Annotated in this window: 18 protein-coding genes, 1 tRNA gene and 1 pseudogene; 9 read left to right on the plus strand and 11 right to left on the minus strand. The window is 38.5% G+C overall.

Features of this window, described 5'->3' with window-relative positions; translation table 11 throughout:
* From AC1DDX_RS08350 to AC1DDX_RS08360, 3 genes are all read right to left on the minus strand, one after another.
* A partial coding sequence (locus AC1DDX_RS08350; RefSeq protein WP_477621947.1) for a PD-(D/E)XK nuclease family protein occupies nt 1-2,774 on the minus strand: 2,774 nt, incomplete at its 3' end.
* Entirely contained in the window at nt 2,752-3,162 is a 411-nt protein-coding gene (locus tag AC1DDX_RS08355) for a hypothetical protein (RefSeq protein ID WP_477621948.1), read from the minus strand. The genes AC1DDX_RS08350 and AC1DDX_RS08355, both read right to left, overlap by 23 nt.
* Before the next feature lie 17 nt (nt 3,163-3,179).
* On the minus strand, nt 3,180-5,825 hold the full coding sequence (locus AC1DDX_RS08360) for a UvrD-helicase domain-containing protein (RefSeq protein ID WP_477621949.1): 2,646 nt from the start codon (nt 5,823-5,825) through the stop codon (nt 3,180-3,182).
* Nucleotides 5,826-5,955: 130 nt separating this feature from the next.
* Here AC1DDX_RS08360 and AC1DDX_RS08365 point away from each other — a divergent pair, with 130 nt between their 5' ends.
* Nucleotides 5,956-6,495: a thioredoxin family protein gene (locus AC1DDX_RS08365; protein WP_172662235.1), complete on the plus strand. Its 540-nt coding sequence runs from the start codon at nt 5,956-5,958 to the stop codon at nt 6,493-6,495.
* Between the two features lie 8 nt (nt 6,496-6,503).
* Here the strand turns inward: AC1DDX_RS08365 and AC1DDX_RS08370 are convergent, their stop codons facing one another.
* The 3 genes from AC1DDX_RS08370 to AC1DDX_RS08380 form a co-directional block, all read right to left on the minus strand.
* Nucleotides 6,504-8,210 (minus strand): glycoside hydrolase family 3 protein, encoded by a 1,707-nt coding sequence (locus tag AC1DDX_RS08370; RefSeq protein WP_288884306.1) that lies wholly within the window; start codon nt 8,208-8,210, stop codon nt 6,504-6,506.
* A 253-nt stretch (nt 8,211-8,463) separates the two neighbouring features.
* Nucleotides 8,464-9,096, minus strand: coding sequence for a porin family protein (locus AC1DDX_RS08375; RefSeq protein ID WP_172662237.1), 633 nt, complete (start codon nt 9,094-9,096; stop codon nt 8,464-8,466).
* A 274-nt stretch (nt 9,097-9,370) separates the two neighbouring features.
* Entirely contained in the window at nt 9,371-9,985 is a 615-nt protein-coding gene (locus AC1DDX_RS08380) for a porin family protein (protein ID WP_172662238.1), read from the minus strand.
* 308 nt (nt 9,986-10,293) lie between these two features.
* Between AC1DDX_RS08380 and glpK the strand changes: the two genes are divergently transcribed.
* The 3 genes from glpK (at nt 10,294) to AC1DDX_RS08395 (ending at nt 12,909) form a co-directional block, all read left to right on the plus strand.
* Entirely contained in the window at nt 10,294-11,784 is a 1,491-nt protein-coding gene (glpK, locus tag AC1DDX_RS08385; protein WP_172662239.1) for a glycerol kinase GlpK, read from the plus strand.
* A 32-nt stretch (nt 11,785-11,816) separates the two neighbouring features.
* Nucleotides 11,817-12,548, plus strand: coding sequence for an MIP/aquaporin family protein (locus AC1DDX_RS08390; protein ID WP_172662240.1), 732 nt, complete (start codon nt 11,817-11,819; stop codon nt 12,546-12,548).
* Between the two features lie 151 nt (nt 12,549-12,699).
* The gene (locus AC1DDX_RS08395; RefSeq protein ID WP_172662241.1) at nt 12,700-12,909 is read left to right on the plus strand and encodes a hypothetical protein; all 210 of its coding nucleotides are present in this window, start codon (nt 12,700-12,702) and stop codon (nt 12,907-12,909) included.
* Nucleotides 12,910-12,997: 88 nt separating this feature from the next.
* On the opposite strand, the gene AC1DDX_RS08400 is transcribed toward AC1DDX_RS08395, so the two are convergent.
* Entirely contained in the window at nt 12,998-13,165 is a 168-nt protein-coding gene (locus tag AC1DDX_RS08400; protein ID WP_477621950.1) for a hypothetical protein, read from the minus strand.
* A 155-nt stretch (nt 13,166-13,320) separates the two neighbouring features.
* Here AC1DDX_RS08400 and AC1DDX_RS08405 point away from each other — a divergent pair, with 155 nt between their 5' ends.
* Complete coding sequence (locus AC1DDX_RS08405; protein WP_288883826.1) at nt 13,321-15,900, plus strand: hypothetical protein; 2,580 nt, start codon at nt 13,321-13,323, stop codon at nt 15,898-15,900.
* Nucleotides 15,901-16,027: 127 nt separating this feature from the next.
* Here AC1DDX_RS08405 and AC1DDX_RS08410 read toward each other — a convergent pair.
* The 3 genes from AC1DDX_RS08410 to AC1DDX_RS08420 all read right to left on the minus strand — a co-directional run bounded on the left by AC1DDX_RS08410 (nt 16,028) and on the right by AC1DDX_RS08420 (nt 18,152).
* Nucleotides 16,028-16,115, minus strand: a tRNA-Ser gene (locus tag AC1DDX_RS08410).
* A gap of 47 nt (nt 16,116-16,162) precedes the next feature.
* Nucleotides 16,163-17,593: a pyruvate kinase gene (gene pyk / locus AC1DDX_RS08415; protein WP_172662243.1), complete on the minus strand. Its 1,431-nt coding sequence runs from the start codon at nt 17,591-17,593 to the stop codon at nt 16,163-16,165.
* Between the two features lie 139 nt (nt 17,594-17,732).
* Nucleotides 17,733-18,152 carry an IPExxxVDY family protein gene (locus AC1DDX_RS08420; protein ID WP_048908234.1) on the minus strand — a complete coding sequence of 140 codons (420 nt, stop codon included), beginning with the start codon at nt 18,150-18,152 and terminating at the stop codon, nt 17,733-17,735.
* Nucleotides 18,153-18,310: 158 nt separating this feature from the next.
* Between AC1DDX_RS08420 and AC1DDX_RS08425 the strand changes: the two genes are divergently transcribed.
* From AC1DDX_RS08425 to rnc, 3 genes and pseudogenes are all read left to right on the plus strand, one after another.
* The gene (locus tag AC1DDX_RS08425; RefSeq protein WP_008508386.1) at nt 18,311-18,547 is read left to right on the plus strand and encodes an acyl carrier protein; all 237 of its coding nucleotides are present in this window, start codon (nt 18,311-18,313) and stop codon (nt 18,545-18,547) included.
* Nucleotides 18,548-18,574: 27 nt separating this feature from the next.
* Nucleotides 18,575-19,812, plus strand: a pseudogene (gene fabF / locus AC1DDX_RS08430) (beta-ketoacyl-ACP synthase II).
* 51 nt (nt 19,813-19,863) lie between these two features.
* Complete coding sequence (gene rnc / locus AC1DDX_RS08435) at nt 19,864-20,592, plus strand: ribonuclease III (RefSeq protein WP_172662244.1); 729 nt, start codon at nt 19,864-19,866, stop codon at nt 20,590-20,592.
* Between the two features lie 9 nt (nt 20,593-20,601).
* Here the strand turns inward: rnc and AC1DDX_RS08440 are convergent, their stop codons facing one another.
* Nucleotides 20,602-21,267 (minus strand): hypothetical protein, encoded by a 666-nt coding sequence (locus AC1DDX_RS08440; RefSeq protein WP_246269683.1) that lies wholly within the window; start codon nt 21,265-21,267, stop codon nt 20,602-20,604.
* 159 nt (nt 21,268-21,426) lie between these two features.
* On the opposite strand from AC1DDX_RS08440, the gene AC1DDX_RS08445 reads away from it, so the two are divergent.
* Nucleotides 21,427-22,290, plus strand: a complete 864-nt coding sequence (locus tag AC1DDX_RS08445) for a YicC/YloC family endoribonuclease (RefSeq protein ID WP_172662430.1) — start codon at nt 21,427-21,429, stop codon at nt 22,288-22,290.
* Nucleotides 22,291-22,299 lie beyond the last annotated feature (9 nt).

A 22,299-nucleotide genomic window follows, 5' to 3' on the forward strand; every position in this document is an offset into this window, starting at 1 on the left:
GGGCAATACGAGCAGTTTTCTTTATTCTCAGTTTGCAGAAACGGAATGTTTTCATCAAACAGTTCATTCAGCTTTTCATTTAATTTATCAGCAAACATAGATTTAAACGCTTCAAGGCTCTGATCCTGCAATACCAATCCCCCTTTTTGCTTTTCTTTAAATAAAGTACCCTCTTTAAAATCTCTAACGGTATAAAGATGAGGCTCTACATATTGCCTACCTTTAACCTGCTCATACACATACGTGTAGAATAATGTTTGTATAAGAGCTTTGTTATGATCTTTTGCCTGATCCTCGAAAAGAGAAGGAAAATCTTTGTACTTAAGCTGATCTTTGCCTGTTTTATAATCAACGATCCTGATCTTTCCATCTTTTACATCAACGCGGTCAATGATACCGTACAGCCAGATATTACGATTCTTTCCTTCTGTATCAATTGGATAAAGCATCACATAATCGCTTTTATTTTCAAGTTCCTCTATTTTAAAAGGCGTAAGCTTTTCATCATTTCTTAAAATTTTAAGCGCATACTGCTCTAATACCTGTAACACAATTTGTTGCAAAGCCGGAGTTTGCGTTCCCGCTTTGGCCGCATTAAGCTTAAGTTCTTTAGCCAGGGCAAATTCACAAATATCTGACAGCTTCTTTTCCCTTTCCTTAATAAAATCGGCGGTTATCTCAGCTCCTACACTAGGCTCATAAAAAACTTCCATTACCGTATGTAGTGCACTTCCAATTAAATTGGCTTCTATTCTATCCGGTAAATCTTTAGGCTCCTTTAACCCGGCAATATTTTTATAGAAAAACCTTAGAGAGCAGGTATTATAATCTGTAAACGCAGTAGCAGATATTTTCTTGTCGTATTTGGGGGTAGAATTTCTTTTGAAATATTTCTCCAGTCCTTTTAATACATCTCCCTTTTTTTCTACAACAATTTTCAGGTTTCTGGGATTCTCAATTGATTGGTTCTGCTGCACCCTATGCGAAAACGTACAATTGGTTTCGAACTCCAGCTGTTTTACAAATCGGCTTTCCTCTCCTGTACTTTTCTCGTCTGTAACACCATTATAAACCAGTGTAATTTTTTTGGCAACATGCAGTAACCTATAAAACAGGTAAGCCGAAATTGCATTCTGATGTTCAAGTATAGGCAAACCAAAAGCACGTCTAATATTATCAGGAATAAATGAGGGGTTATTATTGATTTTAGGAAGGATACCTTCATTTACACCTAAAACGATAAGTTCATCAAAGTCCAGGTTCCTGCTTTCCAAAAGTCCCATTACCTGCAAACCGGCCAAAGGTTCTCCTTCAAAGGGCACGGTTAATCCTTGAAGTGCTTTTCTGATAAGCTTAAAAACAAACCTCGGATTCAAATCCTTTACTCCCTCTGCTTTTAGCTCTTCAAAACTATCTGTAAGTGCATTAAGTGCTTTTACTGCTTCGGTACACAATAAGCTGTCCATTCTTTGCAGCTTGCTTTCTTCTGAAACGTATAATAATACACTTGCAAGATGCCTTATCGTTGTAAAGGAATCGACAAAAGTGTTGAAGGTGATGGTTGCGATCTTGCCCATCCGCAAGAGTTCTGCTCTATCAAAAGATGCCTTTTTCTCATCAACAACTTTATTATGCAACTCATTGCGTAGATCCGGGTCAATAGGAATCAACGGATTAAAAAGGAAAGATAAAACATGCTTATAGTTAACCTCTGCATCAGACAACAGGGCTTCCTGGATACTGAGCCAAAGATCACATAAGCCATATAAGGCCGATTGCTCAAAAGGATAGCCCATAGTAACATTCACACTATCGTCGTCAATAGTTTGCAAAGCCGGGATTAGCAACTTTTCATCGGCAAGAATAATTGCTTTTCCACCTGCACTTTTAGCCCCATTTTCTGATAAAAGCTCCGAAAGTAACTTGCCCTGAGCAACATTACCCAGTGCCTGCACAACAACAAATTCCTTTGCCGCATCGTTCAGTCTTGCCAGCGCTACTTTAAACTGGTTAACCAGTCCAACAGTATGTATATTTCTTCTGATAAAATGTCCGGCTTCCTGCAATGGATTTGAAAAATAATGCGCGTCTACATCAAAATAGAAAGAACACCATCCTTTTTCCTGCCACTGCTTAAAAAACTGCTCTTCCGCTTTTGACAAAGCGTTGAAACCAACAAATACAGTATGTTTAAATGCTTTTAAAAATTCGGGATCTGAGTTCTTACCTTCTGCAAGGTTACGGTACATCCTGGCATTGGTAACCAGATTTTCCTTAGCTAATCTTGAGTGAAAATTAACATAAAGCAAGGGCATTCTTTGCCATAGCTCTATAAACCTTTCTTGCATTTGGTTCTGCTTTTTTGCAGAAAAAGAGCCCCAGAATGTTCGCATAAACTGTAATTGCTCCTCATCAAAGTTTGGGAATTGCAGTTGCAGTTCGGCTATATCTTCAATTAACCCAAATATCTCTTTAGCATTGGCCAGATAATAATCTACCTGACTAAAATCGCCAAGAATAATTTCTGCCAGCGGATAAAACTCATCCGGCGAAACATCTTCTTTGCCCTCTCCTTTTAATAGTTCATTATAACAGGTATATAAAACAAAGAATTGTTTAAGCTGACCTGCAGGAACAAGTACCGTGCCTCGTGAAAGAAATTCCTGAATAGTATACATCTGTGGGCTCCAAATTGGCTTACCGCTCACTTCTGCAAGGTATTTCTTTAAGTATAGCTGAGGTCTTTTATTGTTAAAAACAATGGCTACATCCATCGTCTATGTATTTATTATGAGGGGCACCAAATTTAAAATCGAGCAACACAGCCTTATCCTCCATTACAAAAAGCTTATCCGGACGTTTCACTTCTCCCCCCTCCAAAATCATATCTCTTTCACTAATTATGCTTTTAGAATTCTTAAACCACTCTGCTATTTCCTGTTGATTGATCACATCTATAACTGCTTGCTTTACTTCATCACGCTCACTGCGCCTGATCAGACCTTCCTGCATTTTCACCGAGATCAATTTATCAAGATCTTTTAAATCTGTAATGGTTTCCAGAATACCATGTAACACTACTCCTTTTCGTTGGCGGGCATTAAACCAACCATCATCATTATTCTTTTGGTAATTAAACTTAGAAGTCAGGCGCTCATTCACATAATAATTAGAAACCTTTATGGCGCTTTCATTAATTTCAGATGCTTTTTTAACTGCAGATATAAATATTCTCTTGCCCTGGTGGTTGCTACATATAATGTATTTAGGGCATCCATATAGTTTAGCAGCATTTCTTCAAAGTACTCACGTGCAAACGCTGTAGACGCAAGTTTACTGCTATAATCCACTGGTAAAGTACTAAAGTTTTCAAACCCTGCCTGTCCGGCATTTACCCATAGTATTTTCTTAATAAATCCACTTGGGATATTTAATTTCCAGTTTAAAAATGGAATAATTACCGCCTTAAACTCTAATCCTTTCGATTTATGAATGGTCATGATTTGCACCGCATCCTGATCATCAGCGTTAGGCAAAGCTTTATTTAAGCCTTCTTCATCCCACCATTCCAGGAACCTACCCAGACCCTGATCACCTCCTCCGGCAAAAACACCTATCTGATCTCTAAGCGCCATAATAAAAGGAATATGATTTTCATTCCGGCCCGTCCCCAATCCAAAAAACTGCACCATTCTTTCCATTAAGCTGGTCATAGGCAACTGCCTGAAATTCTCAAAACCGTTGCAGAAGTCCTCAGGAAAATAAGAGGTAAGATTTTGAATAGGCTGACTAGCAATATCCATCCAATCCTGAGCAGTTAGCGCTACTTTCTCATCCATCCCTTCCGGGTTGTTAATCTGGCTATACAACCTTGCGCATGTAGCCCGATAAATAGCCTGTTCATCCTCTCTTGCCACCAACATTCTAAATATATTGATCAGCAACTGGACGGCAAGGTTAGACGATATCTTTAAAGCATCTCCGGAAATAACCTGAAACGTTTTGCCCGCAGCGGCCGATAAATCGTCTTGTCTATCCAATAAGGCTGAAATCATTATTTCTGCCTCTCTATTAGTCTTTACCAACACACAAATATCTTTCATAAAAAACCCATGAACCGATAGCAGTTCAATGATTTTGTTAACGGAATGAATAGCCGCAACGGGACTTTCATCCTCTGACTCTGAATCATCTTCCTTGTTCAGAAATTGCATCTCGATTTTACCCCCCGTTAGCGTTTGAGGAGTAACGTTTTGAAAGCTTCCTTCATAAGCGCTATCAATAATTTGGTTATACTCCTGATTCCAATAACTTAAAAGATCTTCTCTCTGCGTCTCTGCCAGGATTCCATTGAGTTGTCTTTGCAAAATAGATGGCAAATGGCTGTACAGAAAATTGTTAAATGCAATCACATTAGCTGTACTTCTCCTGTTAAACTCCAGGTTTTCCTCTACAACATTATGCGCCTGCACATCATGTCTTACATTACTATGCAAAATGCGCCAGTCGCCACTACGCCATCTATATATTGACTGCTTTACATCACCTACAATGAGGTGYTCGGTAGTATTCCCTTCAAATTCTGATAGCGCATTTCTAATAAGTGGCAAAAAATTAAGCCACTGCATGGTGCTGGTATCCTGGAATTCATCGAATAAAAAATGCTTATACCTATTTCCCGTTTTTTCCCAGATAAAAGAAGGATTTTCCGCATCCGCTCCAGTTATGCCAACCAATAACTGTTGGGCATCACTGATAAGGAGTGCTTTATTTTCGGCCCTATAATTTTTTAATTGCTGTGCCATTTCCTGCATCAACCGTAAGTAAGAACTGTTTTTATGAATGGCCAGCCATGTTGAGTATTGTTCGGCACCTTCCTGATAAAAGTCGACCATTTTCTTTAACCCTGGATTAAGGTCATCATACAACTGCCTTACTCCTGATGTATCCTTTAATGAGGTATGCGGCCACTGCTCAAAATCATCAACCATATTGGCCAGGGCAGGAAAAATACTATAATCTTCATTCAATATCTTATCCAGCTTTAACAAAGGATTAAGAGATTTACGTGCCAGTTCTTCGGGCAAAACACCAGAAAGATCAAATATGTATTTCAGGTCCGTAGCTTGGTCAAACAGGGTTTTATTAAATGCTTTTATGCCAGAGGTTACAGTTTGTTTTAAAGTATTAAATTCTGCCGATCTATCTTCTCCCATAAGCAACATCGCTTCCTGAAAAGGATAGTATCGTTCTTTAAAAATCTCATTGGCCAGATCCTTTAACGCACGCTGATAATTCCAGTCCTTACCATCGCTTATCCTGTCTATGGCAAGCGCCGTTACCCATTCCAGCAATTCAGGATCAGCTTCCATCTGTAAGTTCAGTGCTTTAACCAGCTCCTCCTTTACTTTGTCATGATTCATTTCCAGCTTATATCCACTATCCAGATTTAGTTCAAAAGCAAAGCTTCGAATTACCTTTTGCACAAAGCCATCAATTGTGCTTACAGAGAACCTACCAAAATCATGAAGTATGTTGCTGTAAATTATCTGTGCTTTTGCTTTAATATCCTCATCAGAAAGCTCAGGATAACTAGCCTTTAAGAGCGGCTTAAAATCTGAGGGATCGCCTTTTGCTATCGCTTGTAAGGCCCCCAATATCCGCTCCTTCATTTCGGCTGTTGCCTTATTTGTAAAGGTAACTGCAAGAATTTCCCTGTATTTACCCGGGCCGCTAAATAAAAGTGTAAGGTAATGCAGGGTTAGGCTAAAAGTCTTACCCGATCCGGCAGATGCTCTAAGCAATTTTAAAGGTTGTTGAGGCATTACGTAAAGCTATAACTTATTTAGAAAAATATGGCTACAAATAAAATCTACTATTTAACTAGAGAATATTAAACTGGTATTACAATTGATGTTAGCTATTCTATTAATTTTGCAATTAAATTACTGAACAATGAAAAGGATAGCCTTAATACTACTTATTGCCATAGCAACTGTAGGCGCAAGCTCTGCACAAGAGAAAAAAGAAGCGGTACATATTTATAATCCACAGGCCAATGCCCGTGCAGATATTGATGGCGCTGTAGCTAAAGCTAAAAAAGAAGGAAAACATGTGTTTTTGCAAATTGGTGGTAACTGGTGCAGCTGGTGTATTGCTTTTCATAAAATGGTTGACAATACGCCTGAATTAAAACAATTCATTAACGACAACTACGAAGTTGTTTTGGTAAACTACAGTCCTGAAAACAAAAACGAGGCTGTGCTTGCCAGCCTTAATTACCCGCAACGTTTCGGATTTCCTGTTTTTGTAATACTTGATGGTAACGGAAAATTATTGCATACCCAAAACTCTGCTTACCTGGAAACGGATGAGAAAGATGCAAATGGCAAAAAGAAAACGGGACATAGCGTAAAAGCTGTTACCGACTTCTTGAAAAACTGGACGCCAAAAGCAGTTGATCCGGAAACTTACAAACAACAAAAAGCAAAGTAATTTAACAATTACTCTTTGTCTCCATACTTAAAAAAAGCATTCACAGTAACGGGCAGTCTCCCTGTAGGAATCAGTTGATTCTTAATTACAGATGCGGCCGCCTTTTGCATGAAATCCTCTTTTTGATAGGCTACTATAAGCCCTTTGCTGTTCTCAAGACCAGGCAATGCCGATAGGTTATACGGATTGGCAAACAAAGCAAAAATTGCATTACTTAACGACATATCCTTAATAAACATCTTCAAGTCGTTACTTAAAATCATCCCGTTTCCAGGCCTGATACGAGTATCATGAATGCCAACAATTACCTGATCAAAAACATTAATGTATCTCAAAACCTTTGCAATAGCTGTAGCATTGGCGTTCCTATCCAGTGTATAGAATACAGAATTTTTATAGTAAGCCCCTAGATCACGTTGAAAATCTGTAACTCCAGGTGTACCTAAACTGATGATTACCGTTCTTCTATCCTTAGACAATTGACTAATATTTGCCTTGCCCCTTAACAGCGTCATAGAAGCATCAGCCAGCTTTTGCAAAAGCACTTTACTTTCCGGTCTGTTTACATCAGCAACCACATTTCTTTCATTAATAGAATCGCGGGCATTTAAGCCCGCCCAGTATTTAGCCGTAAGGATCTTTTTAACACTTTCGTTAATTCTATCCATGCTAATCCGGTCTTGTCTAACCGCTTTACGAACTAGTTTTATTGCTCTATCGCTATTTTCTGAAAGCTCCAGAATATCGTTACCTGCAATTACACCCATTACATCAGCTTCTCCGTCCTTAAAATATTTAACCACCCCTTTCATGCCCATAGCGTCAGAAATAATCAGTCCCTTAAAACCCAATTCCTGTTTTAAAATACCAGTAACAATGGGTTTTGATAATGTTGAAGGCATATTCGGTGTGTTGTCTAGTGCCGGAATATTCATGTGTGCAATCATAACACCTGCAGCACCCTGACGAATTAATTCTCTAAATGGATAAATCTCCAAACTATCCAAACGTGCTTTAGAAAACTTAAGCTGAGGAAGGTCGTAATGAGAATCTACATCGGTATCTCCATGTCCGGGAAAATGTTTAATACTAACCAATAGACCCCCATCCTGCATTCCCCTCATATATTCGCCAGCCTTTGTAGCTACGTTGTATTTATTTTCTCCGAAAGAACGATAGTTTATAACCGGATTTTTAGGGTTATTATTTACATCAACATCAGGTGCAAGATTCATGTGCATACCAATGCGTTTATAATCTTTAGCCACTTCCAGGCCCATTTTATATAACAGCTCTTTATCCTGAATTGCTCCTAAGGCCATTTGGTAAGGATAAGAGATAGTGCTATCTAAACGCATCCCCAGACCCCACTCTCCATCAGAAGTAATCAATAAGGGTACCCTTGATAATGACTGATATTGATTTGTTAAAATAGCTTGTCGGCCAGGTCCTCCCTGAAAAAACACCAAGCCACCAACATCTTCCTTTTTAATTACGTTGGCAATAGAGTCTTCATAAGCCTTCCCCAAATTGGTGTGTGCTCTCACAAAGAACATTTGGGCAATTTTCTCGCGTCTATTCAATTTATTGAATACAGAATCAACCCAGTGATTCTTCTCTGTTAAAGTTTGTAAATAAGATTTTTTTTGAGCCTTTGTTGACGATACTGAGATAGATAAAAGGAGGGTAGCAATAAGCAGATGTTTAACGTTCATTACGGCAATGGATTGTTTAAATTTCAAAGTTATAAAAAAAGCACCCTATTCAGGATGCTTTTTAAGGTTAAATAGGAATATTATCCTCACACACAATTAGGGATTAATTTCGTTCCTGCTCTCGTTGGTTATCTTTTTGAAGTATGAAGAAGAAAGAAATATCTCTTTCATAACTTTTTAAAGTTACATGCAATTTTTGATATTTTTGCAAAGACCTCAATTTCTTTTACTTACACTTTAAAAACCGGCCAACTTAAAAAGTGTAACCTAATGATAATGCAAATCCTTTATTCTTAATCTTATCCTGGTTTACATCATCCTTAAGAGCCTTTTGGAAGTCCATCATATATCGTGCGTTAACATTGATATTTGGTGTGATACTATATCCCAAACCAACAGCACCACCGGCCAGCGACTTACTAAAATTCTCTGTATCGGTCGATTCTCCCTCAATACCATTATTGAGTGCACCTGTCGATTTTTGTGAAAGAAGGAATGATACCTGAGGGCCTGCAAATACAGTTAGTTCCGGAGTAGCCTTATACCCTATTAATACAGGAACATCTATATAAGATACCTTGGTATCAAAATCCACCCCGTTTTCACTTAATTTAGCACCTTTTTGTATAAACATCGCTTCTGGCAAGAAGGCAAACCCTCCGCCCATAGGTAAATCGGCATAAATACCTGCCTGAAATCCGACCCTTGAGTCTGTTGAATAATCTTGGCCACCCCACTGGATTTTGCCCATATTCATCAAGTTGGCACCGGCTCTAATACCGAAGCTCATTTTGTCGTTAGCAGCCGACTGTGAAGTCTGTGCATTTGCCTTAAAAGCTAAACTGCTTACTGTTAATCCTAGTCCTATAATGAATAATTTTTTCATAATTTTCTGTTTAAAATTCACAGAGTGTATTGTAATAACCATGCCAAAGACCCCAAAACCAATCATCTAAAGGGAGGCAAACAAATAAACAAACAGCTCATTTACTGCTGTTTACAAACAAAACCAAACACTCATCAGAACCTAATGAACCCGTGCGTTGTGAGTGTCTCGGAATTGATACACTCTAATGGGATTAGCATAAACAAAAGAGCCCGACCATTAATAGTCGGGCTCTTCCGTAAAAATTGAGTATCTAATTATCCAACCGAAACAATTAGAATTTCAATCCTAATCCTACAGAGAACACCTGGTTCTTGTATTCAGGAGTTTCTTTTGATCCATTCTCGTTGTTCTTTTGGAAATCCAATGCATAACGGCCATGAATGTCTACCTTATCAGTTACATCATATCTGAATCCAATTACACCTCCAACCAGACTTTTCTTAAATCTATCCGATTTATCTTCAATAATTGTTTCTTCAGCAGTTCCAAATCCATTTTCAAATTTGTTTTTAGTTGAAGTAAGGAAAGATACCTGAGGACCAACCACTAAATTCAATCCTGAACCACCAACGTTAATACTTGCTAAAATAGGAATATCAATAAAATGAGTTGTTTGCGTAAATTCACCAAAAGGAGTCTCTGCTTTATACCCTTTTGTAGAATACAGTAACTCCGGAGTAAATGCCAATCCTTTAATCAGATTAATATCCAAAGTAATACCGGCATTGAAACCAGGATTAACTTTTGTTTTAAAATCATTATTACCGTCACCTTTAATAATGTTCGGTAAGTTTAAGCCTCCCTTAATACCCAATCTGATTGGGCTCTGTGCATTTGCTGCACCGGCTACGAATAGGCCAATGGCCAAAACAATTAATTTTTTCATTTTGTGTAGTTTTTCATGTTCATCAGAAAGAAATGTGCCAATTTTAAAAACAACGCCACTATATCCTCTTTAAACACTGTCTACCACCCATTTAAAACTTGTTACAACATCAATTTTTGCCTCTAAATATTATCTTCCAATTCGTTGGCTTCCTATTAAATTGTATCTAATTTGATACAAACAATTAAACATACACCTCTTCAAAACTATAGATCAGAAAAACAAAATAATTTCACACGACTTGCTTTTACTTTCGATAATGATTTCTTATACTTACGTTTTATTACACATTATTCCAAATATAAAGTATGAGCAAGTATATTCTATCCTTAGATCAGGGAACTACAAGTTCGAGGGCAATTGTTTTTGATAAAGAAGGAAGCATTATTTCAATTGCACAGAGAGAGTTTAAGCAAATATATCCTCAACCAGGATGGGTAGAGCATAATGCTACAGAAATTTGGTCTAGCCAGGTTGCTGTAGCAACTGAAGCGATCATAAAAGCCAGTATAACGCCTAACGACATCGCTGCCATAGGCATCACTAATCAGCGAGAAACAACGGTATTATGGGATAGAAAAACCGGAGAACCACTACACAACGCTATTGTATGGCAAGACAGACGCACGTCTGCCTACTGTGATGAGTTAAAAGCGCAAGGCCTGGCCAAAAGCGTACAGGAAAAAACAGGGCTTATTATAGATGCCTATTTCTCGGCCACAAAAATCAGATGGATACTGGAAAATGTTCCCGGAGCAAGAGAAAAAGCTGAAGCCGGAGATATCGCCTTTGGAACCATAGATTCATGGCTGATATGGAAACTAACTGATGGCAGGGTGCATGTTACTGATGTGACCAACGCATCAAGGACAATGATTTATAACATCCACACCCTTGACTGGGATCAGGAATTGCTTGATCTTTTTAATATACCACGCAACATCCTTCCCGAAGTAAAATCATCAAGCGAAGTCTATGGAGAAACCACAGGCAATGTACTTGCAGCCAAAATACCTATTGCAGGGATAGCTGGCGACCAACAAGCCGCTCTTTTTGGTCAAATGTGCACAGAAGTAGGTATGGTTAAAAACACTTATGGAACCGGATGCTTTATGTTGATGAATATTGGAGATAAACCTATAGTATCGCAAAACAACCTCGTAACTACCATTGCCTGGAAAATAAACGGAAAAGTACAATACGCATTAGAAGGAAGCATATTTATAGGGGGAGCAGTTGTACAGTGGCTAAGAGATGGGCTAGGCTTAATTGCCACATCAGCCGATGTAGAAGAACTGGCTTTAAGGGAAGCAGACACAGGTGGTGTATACCTTGTTCCTGCCTTCGCAGGTCTTGGGGCTCCACATTGGAATCAGGATGCCAGAGGTACCATTACCGGAATTACCAGAGGCACGAATGCATCTCACCTTGCCAGAGCAGCCATTGAAAGTATCGCTTTCCAAACAATGGAGGTGTTAAAGGCTATGGAAGCAGATTCAGGACTTAGAATTAAAGAGCTAAGAGTAGATGGGGGTGCAACTGCCAACGACATACTTATGCAATTTCAGGCTGACGTGCTTGAAACAACAGTAATCAGACCCCAGGTAACAGAGGTTACCGCCTTGGGAGCGGCATATCTGGCTGGCTTGGCTGTTGGCTACTGGAACAACATGGACGACATTAGCGGTCAGTGGAAAATAGATAAGAGCTTTAAAGCCGGAGAAGCGAAAAATATAGAAGAGCGTATTAAAGGATGGAATAGGGCTGTAAAGGCAGCAAAAGCGTACGCTGAAAATTAACCAAACTAGTAACATATTTAAATCTTATCAGCATGTCTGCATTTTCAGCCGAAATCCTCGGCACTATGTTTATGATTTTATTGGGCAACGGTGTTGTTGCCAATGTGGTTCTAACCGGAACTAAAGGAAACAATGGTGGCTGGATGGTAATTACCACAGCCTGGGCACTTGCCGTATTTGTAGGCGTAGTTATTGCCGGCCCATACAGCGGAGCTCACCTTAATCCAGCTGTAACAATTGGTTTGGCTATTGCAGGAAAATTTAACTGGGCAGATGCCCCGACCTATATTGCGGCTCAATTTATAGGCGCGATGCTGGGATCCTTTCTGGTCTGGCTTTTATTTAAAGATTTTTACAGAGGAACCGCAGACAAAGGAGCAAAACAGGCTACTTTTTGTACAGCACCAGCTATACCAAATACCATTTCAAATTTGATTAGTGAAATAATAGGCACTTTTGTGCTGATTTTTGTGATATTTCACTTTACAGATGCGTCATTAGGTGCAGATAAATCTCCAATTGGTTTAGGTTCCGTTGGTGCCTTGCCAGTAACCTTCCTGGTTTGGGTTATCGGATTATCTCTTGGTGGTACAACAGGATATGCCATTAATCCGGCGAGAGACCTTGGCCCTCGAATTATGCACGCCGTGCTTCCGGTTGCAGGTAAAGGTGGAAATAACTGGAATTATGCATGGATACCAGTAATCGGGCCTATTATAGGTTGTTCATTAGCCGCTTTGTTATATTTATGTATAAAAGTTTAGTTTTGCGACCGTAGGAGCACTATTTAAATTGAGGTTAAAATATTACATTAGAGTAAATTTTCTCGTGTTGACAAATTACAGATTTTTATACCTTTGTAATTGGGATAAGTCTATTCGTTAGACATACTAAACAAATATAAATTAACGCTCTATGGCCAAACACATACTATTGTCGTATGAACCAGATCCAAGTACAGCACATAATGCCGTTGGTATCATATACATATTAAAGATTCAACGCATAACCTGGTGGGGCTTAAGGAAACGTATTATCGAACATCATGCGCTAATTCCGTTTCATTCAGATGCTCAAAAGTATTTTGATGCGTGGAACGCTGACATTGGCAAGGAAATCAAATAAATCAATTAACAAAAATTCTGACTCAGTCTCCCTTTATTATTAGCGGTAATTTCTGCATAAGGAATCGGCCAGTCAAAGTTATCCAAACTTAGGTATTGCCCCATTCATCAGGCTTGCCACTGCGAGCCAGGTAAAGCGACACCCGAATCAGTTTAACATTCCTCCATTCTTCCCAATACAATTCGCGGGCACGTTCATTCATAATATCCCCAATGGTAACAGCCCCATGATATATATATAAGTTCAGGTGAAACAAACAAGTTAGAGGAACAGATATTCTTATCGAAGCGAAGATGTCGAAAAACAATAATATCAAAAAATGCAAATAATAACAACTTTTGAACAGTAAGGATTTGTCATGGACCTATATTTTTGTGCTCAACCAATTATAAACATTGAATCGATTTACTTATGATATGTAAACAATTTAACCTTGTTTGGAGAAACTATCTGAAATATAATCCTGATAAAGCCATAATAGCATTCGTTTTATTGATAAACTTTTTAGGGAGCAACTGTTCGGCAATTGCACAAGGCAAAGATTACCCGTCGATAACAGCAGAAAAAAATGGTACTCCAAACCTTTTTTCACCGGATCCGATAATCGACTATACCTGGAGTGATCCAAAGGCAAGTGACGGTATGGAAACTTATCAGTTGTCTCCAAAAAGTTGGACAGTCTCTAATACCAGGAACTTTAATATGTCCGATTTCAAACTGAATCATAGCATCATAGTAAACGGCGAGGGCGATATTCGTTTTGATTTCGGACAGAACAATGCCGGTTGGTTAGAATTTGACAGCCCAGACCAAATTGGGAGTGTAGAAATGAGCATTAGTGAATACAATGAAACACCTGATTACCCAGCAAATTACCCAACAAAGACTGCTCGTCCAAAAAAGTATGGAAATACCTATCGGCTTGAATTGAATCCTGAATTATATGAAGGAGTAAGATTTGGCTGGATACATGTCCGGTCATTCTCAAAAACCTGGAGAATTACCTCAGTACGACTTATTTGTCAAACCAAACCGGTTAACTATAAGGGACGTTTCTCATGTAGTGACACAACACTTACACGCATATGGTATACGGGTGCATACACGGTAAAGCTAAACCTACTTAAGGATTATCTGGGCGCGATTTTAATGAATCGCGGCGATAGATTTTCCTGGACAGGGGATGCGCATCCTGCTCAGGCAGCTTCTATGGTTGCCTTCGGGAATTTCGACTTTATCAAGAAGAATATTGAATATACTTCTACTCAGAGTAACGGCATCAGGAGTTATGCGCTTTACTGGGTTCTGAGCCTGATAGATTATTATAGGTATACTGGTGATACCGAAACATTGAACAATTATATTGCCAACGTGTGTGTAAAACTGGATGATGCCTACAAGGTTTACGGAACCGATCCAAATCTGGAGTTTTTCGGCTGGGATGAACGTTTGGGATCAGGATTTGAGCACCCCAATCTTCCCGAGCCACAAAATGCCTACAAAATGCTTTCCATACGCGCATGGAATGAATTTTCCGAAGCCATGGCTACGTGTGGACGCAAAGATCTTCAGGAAAAATATCGTGGATATGCAACTGAAAAAATCCTTGAATTGAAGAAAACTCATGAATGGTATCATTCCTTTGGTCTCCATGCCGGAGCAGATGCCATTACAACCAATCTTTTGAACGATAAAGAAAAAAAAGCGATATATAATAGAAATTTTACTGACAGGGTAAATCGGGTTTCGTATTCTCCGTTCAATCAATATTTTGTTATCCAGGCATTTGCGAGGATGAATAAATATGACGAGGCTTTAAGTTCCATACGTGATCTTTGGGGAGGTCAGTTAAGATACGGGGGCACCACATTTTTTGAAGACTACCGTCCATCATGGAACTCAGTAATCAGTACCAATGGTCCGGTGCCCAACAACCAGTGTGGTTTTACCAGCCTTTGCCACCCATGGGGTGCAGGAGTTACAAAATGGCTTAGCGAAGAAGTGCTCGGCATAAAGCCGACTGCTCCCGGCTTTACTACATTTGACATACTACCCCACCTTGGCCGAACGTTGACAGATGTCTCAGGAAGAACTCCAACCCCACTCGGCGATATCAGCGCAAATTTTGATATTTTAACTGGGCTATCTGTCATATCCACCCCTGCCGGCAGCATCGGAAGAATTGGCATTCCAAAAGCTGAAAAAAAAATTAGTCGCATCACGATCAATGGCAAATTGGCCTGGGATGGGAAATATCATTCAGTATCGGGCGTTTCCGCTGCGAGAGAGGATACGCATTTTTTGTACTTTACCGGTGTACGCCATGGCACATATAAAATTGTCACAACCTATTTAGGTAACACACCAAAATATCCTGAACCTATTGAACAATATCCTGCAAAGTTCATGGGTATGGATACAACCACGAGCGGAAATTGGGGTAAGATCTTTGGAAAAGACGGCTATGTCCTTTGCAATTATAATGGAGCTGGAGTCGATAAAAGAGCGCTTCCCAGCTATGTTTCCGCTGTTTCTTATTACAAAGTCAAGGGTAACGGCGAACCGCTCAATACAGTATGGGAACCTAAGACCAATGACCAGCGGGCGTTAGCTCCAGATGCAGGAAACGGAACACCCAGAACTGCCTCCTGTCTCTACAGTGCAGACGCTGATCAGATCGGGTACACTTTCACCTGTACCATTGACATCAAAGGCGTAAAAAACCATCAGGTATCGCTCTACTTTGTCGACTGGGATAAAAAGCGCAGAAAAATTTCGGTGGAGATGTTCGACGCAGCAACATCAAACCTAATCGCCCCGGTAAAAATAGTTGAAAATTCCATCGGTGGAACCTACCTGAAGTTTGCTTACAATAAATCCGTGAAATTCAGGATCAATATGGTTAGGGGCGATAATGCAGTATTGAACGGAATATTTTTTGATCCTGTATCAAGTAACAAACCTATCAGGCAAGAAAGGAGTGGCTATTGAAATATGGACTATTTATAGCCTGGGTTTGTTTTATAGATATCATTTGCCGAACCAGGTATAAATTAAAGCAAATAGGGCTGCTCGACATCGAACAACCCTATGAGTTTAAAAATTCATTTGCATCTTGCGGAGAGTGAGAGATTCGAACTCTCGATACCCTTTTGAGGTATACACACTTTCCAGGCGTGCTCCTTCAACCACTCGGACAACTCTCCTTTTTTCAGGATTGCAAAAGTAGTATTTTTTTTCCTGTTACTGAATATTAATCAATAACAGTGATTTTTAACATATTTGTTTTGCCTTTCTGTTCCATTGGAATAGCAGCAGTGTTAATAATCACGTCTCCTTTTTTAACCATTTTGTATTCCTTAAGCAGGCTGTTTACATCTTGAATGGTCTCATCAGTACTTTCAAATTTATCGTAATAAAAACCTTGAACACCCCATAAAAGGCTCAAAGTATTTAATAGAGATCTGTTACTGGTAAAGATATAAGTTAATGCCTTAGGTCTGTGGCTTGAAATTTCAAATGCAGTATATCCGCTCACGGTCATAGAAACGATACCAACTGCGTTTGTTTGCTTAGACAGGAAACAAGCAGTATCGCAAACTGCATCGCTTAAAAAGCTCTCAGATTTTGGTTTAAGGAACTTTTCAGGGTGGAATGGATAGTTATTAGTTTCGATATTCTGAATGATCTTCTGCATAGTCTCAATAACGATAAGCGGAAACTCACCTACTGAGGTCTCGCCACTTAGCATTACTGCATCAGCACCATCAAGAACAGAGTTAGCAACATCATTAACCTCAGCACGGGTTGGCCTAGGTGTAGTAATCATACTTTCCAACATTTGGGTAGCAATAATTACCGGTTTCGAAGCAGCTCTGCACTTTTGTACAATCATTTTTTGTAACAAAGGAACTTCTTCCATTGGCATTTCAACTCCCAGGTCACCACGGGCAACCATGATACCATCAGAAACAGCAATGATTTCATCGATATTAGCGATTGCCTCGGGTTTTTCGATTTTAGCGATTACACGGGCAGTTTTACCTCTTTGCTTGATGATGTCTTTTAATTCAATAATGTCTTCAGCATTACGAACAAATGAAAGTCCAATCCATTCTACATCGTTTTCGAGAACAAACTCAAGGTTTTTTCTGTCTTCAACTGTAAGAGAAGGAATAGAAACTTTTGTATTAGGTAAATTCACACCTTTTCTTGAGGTAAGAATACCACCGTGAACTATTTCGCAAAGAACTTCGTCTTTAAGGTTAGTTTCGATAACACGCATTTGCAGCTTACCATCATCTAAAAGGATGATTTCGCCAGCTTTTACATCTTTTGGAAAAGTATCGTAAGTGATGTAAATCCGTTCTTCATTTCCTATGCATTCTTGCGTAGTAATGATGGTACGGTTTCCATTAACTAAGTTGATACCACCATCCTTAACCATACCAATCCTAATTTTAGGCCCTTGTAAATCGGCAAGGATACCTACATTATAATTGTATTTTTCATTGATATTACGAATGGTATCCAATACTTCCTGATGATCTGCCTGAGAACCGTGAGAAAAATTTAAACGGCAAACGTCTAATCCGGCGTTAAACATACTGTATAAAACTTCCGGTTTAGCTGAAGCAGGGCCCAGGGTGGCCACAATTTTTGTTCTGGAATGAAATGGTTTCATTTAGTTACTTAAATTTATTATTGACGCGCAAATCGATGATTTTTCACATAAAAAACCCATGCTCGTCTGATTATTAATGTTATTTGTCTGATAATGTAAGTTCAAATATAGTGTATTTAATACACCTACAATATAAAATTTACATTATCAAATTTTCCCTCGACTTCAATTTGCGCGGATCTATCTGCGCAGCTACCTGAATATCAGGTAGTTTATTCAATCCGTTGATTATAAAATTAAGATCTTCTTTATCAATGTACTGATGAATAATCATAAAAAAATCTACTTTATTCATTTCAGGAATTAAAAACCCTTCGGCATTTCGGTTGTTAAGGATATAATATTCAATTTCACCTTGTTCAACGTAAAAATAATACTTTGAAAACGGTAATGGGTCTTCATCAATATTAAAGTAAACCTCGTGATCCTCAACCTTTTCAAAATTAAAATTAAGACTAGTATTTACTTTATGACAAAGCATATAATCCTTTAGCGATGCAGTAATGGCAATTAGTACAAAATCGAGGTCTAATGATAGTTTTAAATAAGTTTTGTTCAAAACGCAGTATATTTACGGGATTACGAAATTATAAAACTAATTTTACTTTAATGTTCGAAATAAAAACATTAAAATTGATAGAGAAATAAAAACATTTGAAATGTGTAAGAATTTATTTTTCTTTGCACTGAATTATTTAACCATTAAATTATAACATTATGTCTGATATTGCTTCAAGAGTTAAGGCTATTATCGTTGAAAAATTAGGTGTGGATGAAAGCGAAGTTACACCAGAGGCTTCTTTCACTAACGATTTAGGTGCGGATTCTTTAGATACAGTAGAACTTATTATGGAGTTTGAAAAAGAATTCAATGTAGCAATCCCTGATGATCAGGCTGAGACCATTGGTACAGTTGGTCAAGCAATTGCTTACTTAGAAAAAAACGTTAAGTAAAATACGGTCTCCGTATAATCCGTATAAATGGAAGTAAAAAGAGTAGTAGTTACAGGGTTGGGTGCGCTCACTCCTATTGGCAGTACAATCCCGGAATTCTGGGATGGCCTGTTAAATGGGGTGAGTGGCGCTGGCCCCATTACAGGTTTTGACACCTCAAAGTTCAAAACCAAATTTGCATGTGAGCTTAAAAACTTCAATCCAGAAGATTTTTTGGACAAAAAGGAAGCGCGCAAGCTAGATCCATTTGTTCAATATGCTTTAGTAGCCACAGATGAAGCTGTAAAGGATGGTAATTTCGATTTTTCACAAATCGACACCAACCGTGTTGGCGTAATTTGGGGCTCAGGCATTGGCGGCTTTAAAACATTTCAGGATGAAATGAAGAACTTCTTTTTAGGCGATGGTACTCCGCGCATGAATCCGTTCTTTATTCCGAAAGTAATAATTGACATTGTTCCTGGCCATATTTCTATAAAATATGGACTTAGGGGGCCTAATTTTGCTACAGTTTCTGCATGTGCTTCATCTACAAATGCAATGATCGATGCGTACAATTATATTCGTTTGAATATGTGCGATATCGTGATTAGCGGTGGATCTGAGGCAATCATTAACGAAGCAGGTATTGGTGGTTTTAATGCAATGCATGCCTTATCGACCAGAAATGATGATCCTCAAACAGCTTCAAGACCGTTTGATAAAGACCGGGATGGCTTTGTTGCCGGCGAAGGTGCAGGAACCATTATTTTGGAAGAACTGGAACATGCTAAGAAAAGAGGTGCTAAGATCTATGCCGAATTAGTTGGGGGTGGAATGAGTGCAGATGCTAACCATATTACAGCTCCACATCCGCAAGGACTAGGCGCAAAAATGGTAATGACAAACGCGCTTAAAGATGCTGGTTTAACTACTGCGGATATTGATTACATTAATGTTCATGGAACCTCAACTCCTTTGGGAGACATTTCTGAGACTAAAGCTATCGTTGATTTATTTGGAGAAGATGCTTATAAATTAAACATCAGCTCTACAAAATCTATGACAGGACATTTATTAGGTGCTGCAGGTGATCTATCCTTGCAGTAAAAAATGACATAGTACCTCCTACTATTAATCACTTTACTGATGACCCTGCGTTTGATCCGAAATTAAATTTCACATTTAATGTGGCACAAAAGAGACCTATCCGCGCTGCTTTAAGTAATACTTTTGGCTTCGGAGGTCACAATGCTTCTGTGATTTTTAAAAAATACGAAGAATAAAAAGCACTTTGCGGAGGCTATTGTTAGCCTCCTTTAATTTTGCAATAATTAATGCCATTATTTGACCTGTATAAGCTTTATCTATCATCCGATAAAGACTTTATAAAAAAGTTGAACAACATTTTAGGCTTTGTGCCTGGAAATACTGTTTTGTATAAAATGGCGTTCAGGCATAGGTCTGTGGCAAAAATCCTAAAAAACGGTAGTAGGAGTAGTAATGAACGTTTAGAATTTCTAGGCGATGCTATTTTAGGCTCTGTAATTGCCGAATTACTGTTTAAAAGCTATCCTTATAAAGAAGAAGGCTTTTTAACGGAAATGCGTTCAAAAATTGTGAATCGTGCCAACCTTAATCAGCTTGCCAGAAAAATGGGCTTTGATCAATTGATCGTTTTTGATCAAAAAGCTGTAAATATCCAAACCAAACATCATTCTATGCTGGGAGATGCATTTGAAGCGCTTGTAGGCGCCGTGTATCTTGATAAAGGCTATAATTTCACCAAAGACTTCCTACTTAAAAGAATAGTGAAACCGTACATCGATATTCACACCCTGGAGCTCACTGAAACTAATTTCAAGAGTAAATTGATTGAATGGTGCCAGCGTCATGGAAAAGATATATCTTTTGATATGGTTCAAAATAGCGAAGGCGAAAGCACAAAGTTATTTACAATACAGGCAGTTATTGAGGGTGAAAGCTTCGGTACGGGCAGGGATTACAATAAAAAGAATGCCGAAAAGCTTGCGGCAGAAAAAGCCTGCGAGGCCCTTTCTATTTAGAATTTTAGCTTATTTTTTTAAGGTGTCTGTATACGATTTATAAGACTCTTTTATGTATTTGACCGCGTCGTATTCTGTCCAGTTTTTGGCTTTCTCGTATTCTGGTCTATAATCAAGCATGTATTTTTCCAATGCTTCTCCTTTTAAATCGGTATTGTTCTGAATGATAACTTCATTAAAGAATCCATCGATTAAAGACTGTTGCATCTCCGTTTCATAATAACGTCCAAATCTTCTTGCATTTTTTGGCGTCCGGCCTAACAATTCATAAACAGCAGTAAGCGGTTTAAAAAGAAATGACAAAAGTGGAGGCTTTCCCTGATAGAATGAGCCTTTATTTTTAAAATCCCTCTTTATATCGTTCAATTCCTGTTTTTTGCTTTGCCCCGTAATGTTAACCTCTCTAAGCGTTCTTCCCCTATCTAAATAAACAATGAGGTCTTTACCCGCAGGCACAACAGCCTCGGCATCCGAATATTCAATTTTAATTACTAAAAGCGTATCGCCCTGTACGGCTCTGATCTGGAACAAACCAAAGTCGCTGCTTAAAACTGATAATCCTGTTCTTTTATTTATAATTTGTGCGGCTGCAACACGTGTAGAGGCTCCTTTTTCCATTACTGCTCCCTTAAGAACAAACTCTTGCTGAGCTGAAACAGAGGATATGGATGTCACAAAGAACAATAGGAATACTAAAATATTTAAATAACCAGGCCTTATCATCTAACGAATATTTTTTGTAAACTTAACCATTGTTTGCCAATGAACTAAGTTAAAAAAAGTTAAATGAGTTTGAAAAGGCAATAAATTATATCTTTGCACATGATAAAATCAATGACAGGGTATGGCCTGGCCTCTACTGACCACGAAAACGTAAAGTTTGCAGTAGAGATAAAATCTTTAAACAGTAAGTTCCTGGAACTGAATTTAAAACTACCCAGGGCTTTCTCGGATAAGGAGTTATTGCTGCGTAATATCTGCAGCAAAGAAATTGAACGTGGAAAAGTAAGCGTTTCTATAAACATAGAACGCAGTGAAGAAAACTTAAAAGGTGCAACTATTAATGCTGCCTTATTGAGCAAGTATTACAAACAGCTTGAAGAAATCAATATCCAGTTAGGGGCCAATTCTAACAACCTTTTACAGGCGGTTCTTAATTTCCCTGAGGTAATCAGTTATTCTGACGAAGATGTTAATGAAAATGACTGGGACATTTTAAACAATACGTTTATTAAGGCCCTTGAAAGTTTTAATCAATTCAGACTTGCCGAGGGTGTTGTTTTAAAGACTGATCTTGAATTGAGGATTAAAAATATTCTTCAGTTCTTTTCCGAAATTGAAGTTTTGGAACCGCTTAGAATTCCTCAGATCAGAAGCAGATTAAATCAGTTTCTTGAAGATAATGTGGGAAAGATAAACGTAGATCAGAACCGTTTAGAGCAAGAGTTAATTTATTATATTGATAAACTTGATATTACCGAAGAAAAGATTCGCCTAAGAAGTCATTGTGATTACTTTATTGAAACCTTAAAAAGCAAAGACGCAAATGGGAAAAAACTTGGTTTTATTTCTCAGGAAATAGGTAGAGAGATCAATACCATGGGTGCAAAGGCTAACGATGCGCAAATACAGCAGTTGGTTGTGGGTATGAAGGAAGAGCTCGAAAAAATAAAGGAACAACTATTAAATGTTTTGTAAGCCATTGGC

Source organism: Pedobacter sp. 10L46_2, assembly GCF_056395165.1.